Raw genomic sequence first — 10,880 nt, forward strand, 5'->3', positions numbered from 1 at the left:
GTTATCAGTAAGAATGCCATCGCCGCCATCGTAGGTCACACCTTCAACAGTAAGGTTGTCACCTTCAATGTCTGTCGCCCCTGTTAACAAATCGGCATCCGTGAAAACAAGTGTGCCATCTTCTTCTATTTCAAACGTTTTATCTTCTGGCACAGGTGCGTCATTAATAGGACGAACCGTTAGATCGATCGCGCTGCTTGTGGTGTCTTGGCCGTCACTGATATCGAAACTAAGGTCTAGCTCGCCATTAAAGTCAGCGGAAGGTACAACTGTGAATGTACCGTCACCATTATCTTGAACCGTTGCATCTGCGCCGACTTGAACGTTTGAAGCAACAAGCTCATCACCATCAACATCACTTGCGTATTCGAGTAATTGTTCTTGAGTAAATGTTATGGATCCATCTTCATCCATGATGTAAGCCAGATCTTGTTCTGCTTCTGGCGCATCATTTTCACTTTCGACTTGGATTTTGAACGTTTCGCTTACTGTCTCAGAATCAAAGTCATCCTCTACTTCACTGATTGTCTCTTCATCTGAAGCTTGAACATCAACGGCAAATGTCTCTTCGACTGTCTGTGAATCGAGGTCATCATCGACTTGTTGGCCATCCGATTCAGAAGATGTAGCACTCGGCGCTGCAGATGTACGTGCTGCTTGGCCTTGTTCTTCATTACCCTCAGCGTCGGCTCCACCTGTCGCAGCCTCTGCGTTATCGCCACCTACGGCTTGAGCGCCAGCACCTTCTCCGCCACCACTGCCAGCAGCATTATCCGAGCCAGCTTCCGAAGCCGCACCACCGACTACATTAGATTGAGCTGCATCTGAATCTCCATCGCTTTCTGGCGTCTCTTCTTGAACAGCAGCACCAGAAGCTGCTGCTTCTTCTGAATTACCAGCACCACTTGGATTGTCTTCCAACGCTTGGTTCACTTCGTCTGCCGCGTCGGTATTTTCAGCACCCGTCGCTACCGTCGACGCAATCGTGTTCTGTTGATTTTGTTGATTCTGCTGTTGGGAGGGTGTACCCGCGTCGTTCGTGTCCGTCTGTTCTACCGCGTCATTGAGATCTTCATTTTGGTTGTTTTGGTTATTTTCGCCTGCCATTACAGCCTCCGTTGCTACTAGCTAACTGATCGTATTTAGAGGCATTAAAGGACACCATTTTAAAAAACCAAGTTTTTATACAACTTTTTTCATATTTTCTTTTTTATGCATAAAGATGTGAAAAGAAGCAAAAAAAAATTGAAAACTACCTTTAAAGATCCTTAGTTATTGTGATTAAAGCAATTAGGGCAGTGGAATGATGATAGACATGACGAATTTGTTGCGTTCAATCGACAACAACCACAAAGGGCTGCAATTGCTATTAGGCGACTTTTACAATGACTTTTCTGACGCAGCCCTAAATATAGAAGCGCTTCATAACGGTAATCGTTTTGGCGAACTCAATAGTTACTCAAAAAAGTTGAAGACCATCTTAACGTTGCTTTGCGACCAAGACCTTCCGCCCAAAATGGCCAAATTGGAACACTTGAGTAGACACGAGTTCCCTGCGCCGGAAGATCTAATAGAGGATGTAAAAACTGAATTGCACAACGTCAATCGACAAATCAACCACTTGTTGGATATTAAGGAAGTAATAGATGGCAAGTAACCGAGGTCAGTCATGAGCAATAACCAAATAGAACATCACCTCAGAAAAGCACTTGTTTCCAATAACGAGGCTTCTAAGGTCACAGCTGATGACACTATTGTGCTTGCTAGTGCCATGACCAGCGTTCACAAAACGTTGCTCATTATATTCTTGCTCGCTTTGGTCGCTATTGCGGTGGCGTCACAAGCACGTATCGACATTGTTGTTTCTGTACGTGGCGAACTGCTATTGGAATCGGATGTTGAGAAGGTTCAACATTTAGAAGGCGGGATATTAGAAGAATTGTTAGTCAGAAAAGGGGAAGTCGTTTATGAGGGCCAACCTATCGCTCGAATACGCTCACTCGACCGTAACACTCAACTTGATACCGTCAATACTGAAATTATTCAGATAGAGCTCGATAAGATTCGTTATGAAAGCTTACGCGACATGGAAGAACCTAACTTCGATGCCTTTATTGAGGAATACCCTGAGCAGGTTCAGGTCAACATGAATACCTGGAGGCAAGAGTTCTCTAAAAACCGTTCAAATGAAGAGCTCATTACCCACGATATTAAACACAAAAACTCCCTGATTAAATCAATGCTTAAGCGTCGTAAAAGTTCAGAGAACCAACTATCGCTCATTCGCAAACAACTCAACATCAAAAATACGCTTTATAAAGAAGAGATGGCGTCTTATGTCGACGTCCTCAACATGAAAGTACAAGAATCCAATATGGTACGTGAGATTGAGAACCTTGATGAGTCGGTCATGAACGAACGTTTTCAGCTCGACAAACTGGAAAAACAACACCGTGACTTAGTTGAGAATCGAAACTCTGAGTATCAAGCGCAAATCATTCAAGCGAATAAAGACCTAAAGCTGAAGCGAATCTTACAACCGCAGCATTCCGACAAGGTTGATCGCCTAGTCGTCTACTCTCCGGTGGATGGTGTGGTCGACAAATTACACTTCAACTTCCGTTCTGCGGTAATACCACCCGGCGAGAGTATCGCTGATATTGCCCCAATAAATAATTCGCTACACGGCGAAGCGAAGATTCCACGTAAAGACATGGGATTTGTAGAAATCGGACAGGCTGTGAAGGTAAAAATGGATACCTATAACTTCGCTAAATACGGATTTGTTGAGGGAACCATCGCCTCAATCAGCCGCTCGTCTTATGAAGAAGAAGACGCCGAATTCTATTTAGCAGAGATTGAAATTGACCGAAACTTTCTTGAACGAGGAGGCACTCAATACAAATTATCACCTTATATGGAATTTACCGCCGATGTAAAAACAGGCTCGCGTCGCGTGATCGAATACGCAGCGAAGCCGGTGATGTCAGCCATCGAAGATGCTTTCGATGAGAGGTAATCAATGAGCGGAAAACCTTCATACAATATTTCTGTACCCGCCCTACGACTGAGCATATTGTTTAGCATTGTACTGGCTGCGCTCGCTTTCTATTTATACTTTTCTTGGTCGAAAGTAGATTCAGTCGCGCAAGTGCAAAGCGCCCCACTGCTCATACAAGCCCAGAAGCTTAATCAGACCATAGAACAAGATATTCAAACTCTGCAACAGTGTTTAAGTACCAACACTTGCGGTACTAACGAATTCAACCTAGTTAACTTGAAGCGTGAAATTGATGAATTTCGCTCTTTAGCCTCTTTGAACAAAACCGAGTTCAGTTTGGTTGGGGCAACTGAATACACACAACTGGAATTAGCGATTAATCGTTTCTCTGATAGCCCTAAAACACGTGCCGACGTATTAGGCTTGTACCTTTCATTGACCAATAACTACCTACAGATGGACGACAACTACCGCACCATGTTCAACAACCATGCGAGCGACTTGATGTCAGAGAAAAATGAGTTCTTTATCTGGTTGTTTATGGTGGTCGTGATACTGGCAGTAATAACGGTTCTATCGAATTCAGTTGCTATGTTGAAGCTGAAGAAATCCAGCTCTAATGAACGAGAAATCGACTATGAGTTCGATGCTCTCTATCAAGAGCTGAAACAACTCGACTTGCAAAGACTTGAAGAGCTTCTGAATGAAGTGAGCATCAATCCGAAGCAACGCCAGATCTACTCTCACCTCAAACTGATCTTCAGTAAATTGGAAGACCAAAAGCGCAATAACGACCTCTACAAACAACTGTATGCGCTAATCGGCTATGAGATTCGCGGAATCACCAACACCATCAATGGTGGTGTCCAATATCTGGTGCAAGAAACCGATGAAAACGGCGTATTGATGGCGAAGGATATTACCTCAGCATGTAGCACCTTATCTGAGTTAGCAGAAAACTATAACCGTTTGATTTCACAGGGTACGGAAAGTAAGTCGAAGGAATTCTCGCTACTGAGCGTGTTGTCTGAATTGATGATCCATATCAGCGCCAAAGTTCAGAGGAACGAAGGTCAACTGGACTGCTTTATCTCTGATAATTTGCCGAACCGTGTTGAAGGCCAATCCACCAGCTTGTTCTGGATCTTGTTCCTGCAGCTTTCTAACGCCATCCAACTTAAATCAAACAAGAAGTTGTTCGTGACAATAGAGTCTGGCGCAGCTTCGGATATGGAAAATACACGTGTCACCATCAATCTCAACTTCCTTTCAACGTTAGATGTCTCTGTTGCCAAGCTCAATAAGCTCCATTGGAGCGATCATAAACACCATACTGCTAACACAGACGACTTAGCGAAAAGCGTATTAAAAGATTACGGGTATTACGAAAGTCACTGGTTCCAGTCAGGGGCTCAGGAACGTTTTCAGATTGAGCTTGATCTCAAGGCGAAGAATTTCCACACAGAAAAGACTCGCTTCGACGGCAAGCGTTTACTGCTGTGCGCCAACACTCAAGTTCGCATCGATGTGATGAAGAAAATGCTCAGTAATTTGGGGCTGGACATCACCGAAATTCGCACTGCAAATGAGTTGTTTTCAGCCGCGAAGACCTTTGGTGATTACGATGCGATTATGCTCACCGATACCTTTGAACCCAACAAGTTACCGTCACTGAGTAAAACGGTGAAATCTCAACTTAAGAACCACCCAAATACCAAGTTGCTGTTATCGGTAACCAACACTCAGCATGCGCAAGAGTGTCACAGCTTCGTCGATAAGATCATCAACTCCCCTGCGATCCCTTATGAGTTTATTCCTAACTTGCTCACCATTATGGAAGCGGAAGCATCAGAAGAACAAATGGAGAACAGCTCATTCCTAATCGTAGAGGATGACCGAGTTCAGCAGATTTTACTTAAACGAATCCTTACCAAACAAGAATATGAACCAGACATGGTTGGCGATGGCGCTGACGCAGTGAAACACTTCATGAATAAACGCTCAGACATCATTTTCATGGATTGCATCATGCCGGGTATGGGCGGCATCGAAGCCACAAAACGCATTCGCCAATTCGAACAAGAAAACGAGAAAAACCCTTGTACCATCATAGGTGCAACCGCATTGACCAGCAGTAACGAACACCAGGCTTGTATTGAAGCCGGAATGGATTACGTGATCAGCAAACCTTATAAAAGCGACCAAATCATCAAGGTGATCAACAAGTATGTGGCGGTACAAAAACTTAACTAGCAGCATTATGGCTGCGCTTGTATTAAGCACGACACCTTCAGCATCGGCGACTACCCTGCTTGAAGCGGTAGAACTCGGCTTGCAAAACAGCCTGTCTCTTCGCGCTAGTGATAAAGGTGTGGAAGAGAACGAATACAACATTGGGATCAGCCGATCTAAGTTTCTTCCTTCACTCAATGGTGCAGCTGATACTACATGGAATGAGAATGAAACCTTGTTATCGAGCGTGCCCGATGAAACCTCTAGCTATAACTCAAATAGCTACAGCCTTTCCCTTTCCCAATCGATATTCAATCTTGGTGATATTTTTAAATATGGCACGGCAAAACTCGACTTCAATATAGAAGAGATTAAACACGAGAACAAAATCCAAAGCACTATTTCGGAAATCGGCTCTCAATACTTCGAGTATTTGAAAAACAATGCGCAGATAAAAGCGACCAAGGTAGAGCTTAAATCGTCTGAGACTCGTGAACATCAGATGCGACGCAACGTGGAACTCGGCAATACAGCCGCCAGTGAGCTCTACGAAGTGATTGCTCAGAAAGAAGGTGTGTCAAATCGATTGAGAACCTTACAGAAAGACCGTCGCGTCATTCTCAACGGGCTTTCCATTCAGATCCAGTACCCTATCACTCCATCACAAGATATATACGAAAGTGTGCCATTAAAAGAGATAAACGAAAGCGAACAACACTCAATCATGGATCAAGCATTAAAGCTCAACAACGACTTGTTAGTGGCGAAGAAAAACGTCGAGAGAAGCCGACGAAGCTTAAAAGAGAGCGGTACAAACTTCTTGCCTACCGTGTCGCTTTCAGCCAGCTATCGTCACGATGACGCCAATAACTACGATAAAACCGACATCACAGCGACAGGCGAAAGCAACTCAACTAGCGTTGGCTTGAACCTAGCCTTGCCTATCTTGTCGGGTGGCTCTGATTACTACGGATATCAAAAATCCTCGACGGCGATTGAACGTACCGAGCTGCTTTATCAAGACTCGCTTTACACCACGCGCAACAGCGTGAACACCTCTGTACTCAACATCAACGATTTTTCGCAATCTATAAGCAGTTACGAGAACATCATTCGCGCCAACTATGCCTCTTACAAAGGCATTCAAAGGGCATACCAGTTAGGCACCCGTACGATCACCGATTTGCTTGCCGCAGAAAGTAAGCTCTTCAGCGCCTTAAGAGATTATGAAAGCGCACGATACGACTACATCATCGAAACCATCAAGCTTGAGCAAGTTAAGGGCGTGCTCTCGATTCAATCGATAGAAAGCATCATGCAATTGATGAGTGATATCGAAGGACGAAACAATCAAGAATTAGTGCCGAAACACCTTCTCTCAACGGAGTCGTTGAAAACGGGAGGTCGCAATGCAAACTGAGCAGTTTTCTCAAAAGATCAATATGGCAGATAAGTGTTATCTGACTTTCTCTACGATAATTTCCACTCTATTTGGCTTGGTACTGCCCTTCTCTATTCTGATCATTTTCGACCGAGTATTGCCCAACCAAGCACAAGATACGTTGTTCTTGCTGTTCGCGATTATCTTGATTTCTATCTTCCTCGACTACCACCTGAAAAATCAGGAAGAGAAGATATCTTCCGTCATCATGAGGCAGTTTGAGACCAACTTAACCAACAAGGTGTTCCAGTCCATCTGTTTGGCTGAGATCTCCAAATTCCGCCGTTTAGAACCGGGGGAATACCTCGAACGAATCTCAACCATTCCAGAGCTTAAAACCTTCTTTGGTGGCGAATCAGTTCGAGCGCTGATTAACCTAGCCGTCAGTGTGATTACCATCCTCATCATAGGCCTAATTAACATATGGGCTGGCGTGACGCTTCTTATTGCCTCTCTGATCTTAGCCATTTTCGCTTGGAGCCTTTCTAAACAAAAGATTGGCAGCTTACAGAACAAGTCCGATATAGAGGGCTTAACCACATCCAAAATCATTGAAATCATCTCGAGCCCACTGGATATCAAGGCTCGAAACATGGAATACCGCGTTGAAAGCCTAATGACCCAAATGGTTGAAGAGCGCGAAGTTGAAAACATCAAATACGAACAGATTGAATCGAATTTTGGCTTGATCTTAGCGCTCATCCAACAACTCTCGATTGCTTGTGTTGTTGTGGTATTGGCAACAGCCGTGATCAATATGGAGTCAAGCCAAGGCATCATGGCCGCGATAATCATGTTGACCAACCGTTACTTTGCGCCCTACCAACAAGTGATGCGTACCGCGAGCCGCTGGGAACTAAACAAGCTCCATATACAGCGTATCGCCGAACTTCTTGAACTGGCCGCGTCGGTTGAACATCAACATGAGACGACCGAAGTAGAACGTATTTCTGTTAAATATTCTGAAAAGCAGCGTATCGAATTCGAACTCGGACAAACCTATTTGCTTACAGGGAAAAGTGGCTCCGGTAAGACCCACCTTGCCAACTGTATTACACGTCAGAACAATGATAACAAACTGGACATCATGATTAATAACACGCCTCTGAGTGACGTAAACTACAACGTTTGGCGTAACAGCGTGCTGATGGTTGATAAAACAAGTTCATTCGTGGAAGGGACCATTATTGATAACCTCACCTGTTTCCGTCCAAGCTTGAATAACACTGCTTTCGCCTTATGTGAAACCATGAACATCAAGGCGCAAATTGACGGACTTCCTGCTGGTTTTTATACGGAACTCAAAGGGCATATGCGCAATCCATTCTCTCGCCAAGTGGGATATGCTCTGTTATTAGTCAGAGCCCTGCTCGCCAGTAAACGTGTATTAATATTCGACGATATAGATTGTGTCTTTGATGAGGAATTTGCGCGCGTCGTGCTGACCAGTACCGCCTATCGTGCCAATGACAAAATCTTAATCATCGCCAGCAATAAGATGGATAAACTTAACCACCGCCTCAAACGCGTAAAACTTACCGGAGGTGACCAATGAGTATCCTAGTAGACTTCAATAATGTGCCGCAACGTGTTTTGGATTTTGAATCTAGTGGATACGACGAACGTTACAGTCAATCGCCACTTATTCGTGGTTTGGCCTACACCTTGATAGCGCTCGAATGGGAAGGCACGCCCGCTATACTCAGCGATGCTTTTATTCCAAAACCCAAAGACGGCGATAGCTTTACAGCAACCATAGAGCGCCTTGGATACCGCTGTGATGTGACCAAACTAAAGACACTCGAGAATATCGATAAATATCCTCACCCGTGCTTTATTGAGATAGAAAACCTCAGTGCCATCTTCTTAGGGACAAAAGATGGGAAGTTGCTGCTGTTTGATTACACGAACAACAACACCATTGAATACCCAATGTGTAAAAAGCCCTGCTTGCTGATTTCTATTAGCGAGTACTCTCGTCTGTTCCGCGAACCACCTCCGGAATCGCAAGACAGAAGCAATTGGATAAAATACGCTTTCTATCGTTACAACAATGAACTTAAAAGCCTGATCATTCTGAGCTTCGTCATCAGTATTCTCGGTGCATTGCAGCCATTCTTCATCATGAGTGTCTATAACTTCGCACTGACTTCGAGTTCTGAGGCGACACTGTATTGGTTAACCTTATTCGCCATTATTGTTGGCTTCTCGGAGTATTTCTTTAAAAAGATGCGGGTAAATATCATTGCCACGTCCGGTAAAGACCTCGCCGTGCACATCTCGCAAGCCGTTATATCTAAGCTGCTGTGGCTACCTTATGCGATGACATCCACTGCTGGGGTCTCTTCTCAGTTAGCTCGCTTGAAAGATATCGACACGTTCCGACGCTTAGTGACTGCAGAATCAACGCTTAGCTATTTTGATATGCCGTTTGTTATTGTATTCATCATTGCGATTGCTCTGATGTCTGGCACGGCTGCACTTGTGGTGATGGGTGGCTTAATATTAATGTTGGTGTTCTGTGTTTACTCTCGTTACATCTACTCACAAGCTACATCTAAAAGCTCTCGCGCTAACGCCATGGTCTCTTATCAATGGAATGAAATCCTTCGTGGTATCAAGACCATTCAAGGTTTGCCTTTACTGCGCGTGGTTCAATCTCGTTTTAGTGCCTCCCATATGCAAAGCACTAGTGATGCGGAGAATGTAGCTGTAACCAACAGTAAAATTCAGGCTGCTGGCGGTAGTTTGATTCAGGTGATTGGTACTGCAAGTATCGTGACCGCAGTAATCGGAGTCATGGAAGGCACTTCTGATGCGGGTGCGATGCTCGCAACCGTTATTCTCGTTTGGAAAGCACTAGGCCCGATAATGGGCATCTATAACTCAATTTCTAAGTTTCAATCCATCAAGGCTTCGTCGGCACAGATCAACAACTTGATGTCGATGAATGACGACAAGTTAACGCTAGAAAAAAGCCCGCCTATTCGGCTGTTCCAAGGAAATATTGTAGGCAGTGGTGTCAGCCACCGTTACACAGGGGCAGCAACAGGGTTAACCAACTTGGGGTTCAAAATACCACCCAGTGCAAAAGTGGTCATTTGTGGCCCTACGGGCTGCGGAAAAACCACGCTCATTTCAATCATGGCTGGTTTAGAAGATCGTTATCAGGGCGCGGTGTCTGTCGATGGCTATAACATTAAGCAATTCAACAGTTATCGCTATCGCACGTCGATTAACTACATCCCTTTCAATTTGCACATTTTCGAAGGTTCTTTGGAGACCAATTTCATTTTACACAATGGATTGATTCCGACAGAGAAAATGCAGGAGATGGTGAGCTTCTTCGAGCTAGACGAATGGCTGCCAGAAGGCTTGGCGACTCAATTGAGTGTCGATAAGTGCAAAGGTCTTCCCAATGGCATTCAACAAAAGCTGCGTTTGGCACTTGGTTTAGGCAACTGTGAGCAATCTCTGATAATCATTGATGAACCGTTCAACGGGGCTGAAAATGAAAACGCCCAGTATTTTAACCGCCTGTTCAGCGATAAGTTGCTGAATAAAACCGTCATTTTTTCGACCAATGACCCCGGTTTGATCGCTACTTCCAATATGAGTTTGGTTCTAGAACCTGATGGCAACTTGAAATATTTTGGCTTAACAGACAAATACTTAAATAGCTTGAGTTAAACACGACGATGCTTATTCACAAATTACTCGTTAGATAAATGGATGTAATTGACAAAAACATAAGTGAGAGAGATGATTCGCTCTAAAATCACCGATAAAAAGGAAGCAAATGTACACATTCGTTGCAGACAAGCTTGATGTAGCTTACTTATCCGCAATTCCTGAAAACCATCAACTTCAGGGCTGCGATGTGCCTGAAGAGGAAATCGAACTTCGAGAGATCATAGAAGTTTGGTATGAGTGTGCCTTTCTACCCGCTTTCAATCTTCAGAAAATCGATATCGAGAACAAAGCTGAGTTAACCGTCGTACAATCAAATGTTCTGAGCAACGATACGCGTACGCTCGCTTTCCTACTCAAAAACAGAGTGTACCGCGCTGCACTGAACAGAATGCTCGGTGTTTGGGCGCTAGAACCTTCTGCAAAAACGGTGTTAGAGCAACTTCTATTTGAACTAAGTCTCGATAAAAATCACCCTAATTAACTCGCTTTTTAAGATACTCATCAATAAGCATC

Annotated in this window: 8 protein-coding genes; 7 read left to right on the forward strand and 1 reads right to left on the reverse strand. The window is 44.2% G+C overall.

Annotation, left to right across the window (positions count from 1 at the left end):
- Window positions 1–1,107, reverse strand: a 1,107-nt coding sequence (locus AB4232_RS14180) for a cadherin-like domain-containing protein (RefSeq protein WP_372087382.1), incomplete at its 3' end; no start/stop codon positions are given.
- Window positions 1,108–1,303: 196 nt separating this feature from the next.
- Between AB4232_RS14180 and AB4232_RS14185 the strand changes: the two genes are divergently transcribed.
- From AB4232_RS14185 to AB4232_RS14215, 7 genes are all read left to right on the forward strand, one after another.
- Window positions 1,304–1,657, forward strand: coding sequence for a hypothetical protein (locus AB4232_RS14185; RefSeq protein WP_372087383.1), 354 nt, complete (start codon window positions 1,304–1,306; stop codon window positions 1,655–1,657).
- A 12-nt stretch (window positions 1,658–1,669) separates the two neighbouring features.
- On the forward strand, window positions 1,670–3,019 hold the full coding sequence (locus AB4232_RS14190) for an HlyD family type I secretion periplasmic adaptor subunit (RefSeq protein ID WP_372087384.1): 1,350 nt from the start codon (window positions 1,670–1,672) through the stop codon (window positions 3,017–3,019).
- A 3-nt stretch (window positions 3,020–3,022) separates the two neighbouring features.
- The gene (locus AB4232_RS14195; RefSeq protein ID WP_372087385.1) at window positions 3,023–5,254 is read left to right on the forward strand and encodes a response regulator; all 2,232 of its coding nucleotides are present in this window, start codon (window positions 3,023–3,025) and stop codon (window positions 5,252–5,254) included.
- Entirely contained in the window at window positions 5,229–6,653 is a 1,425-nt protein-coding gene (locus AB4232_RS14200; RefSeq protein WP_372087386.1) for a TolC family protein, read from the forward strand. The genes AB4232_RS14195 and AB4232_RS14200 overlap by 26 nt, the downstream gene beginning before the upstream one ends.
- Window positions 6,643–8,229, forward strand: a complete 1,587-nt coding sequence (locus AB4232_RS14205) for an ABC transporter transmembrane domain-containing protein (protein WP_371726667.1) — start codon at window positions 6,643–6,645, stop codon at window positions 8,227–8,229. Before AB4232_RS14200 ends, AB4232_RS14205 begins: the two co-directional genes overlap by 11 nt.
- Window positions 8,226–10,364 (forward strand): ATP-binding cassette domain-containing protein, encoded by a 2,139-nt coding sequence (locus AB4232_RS14210; RefSeq protein ID WP_371701120.1) that lies wholly within the window; start codon window positions 8,226–8,228, stop codon window positions 10,362–10,364. The genes AB4232_RS14205 and AB4232_RS14210 overlap by 4 nt, the downstream gene beginning before the upstream one ends.
- Window positions 10,365–10,473: 109 nt before the next feature.
- Window positions 10,474–10,848, forward strand: a complete 375-nt coding sequence (locus AB4232_RS14215; RefSeq protein WP_009844972.1) for a hypothetical protein — start codon at window positions 10,474–10,476, stop codon at window positions 10,846–10,848.
- Window positions 10,849–10,880 lie beyond the last annotated feature (32 nt).

It is taken from the genome of Vibrio sp. 10N.286.46.A8 (assembly GCF_041470165.1).
Lineage (GTDB): Bacteria > Pseudomonadota > Gammaproteobacteria > Enterobacterales > Vibrionaceae > Vibrio > Vibrio tasmaniensis_A.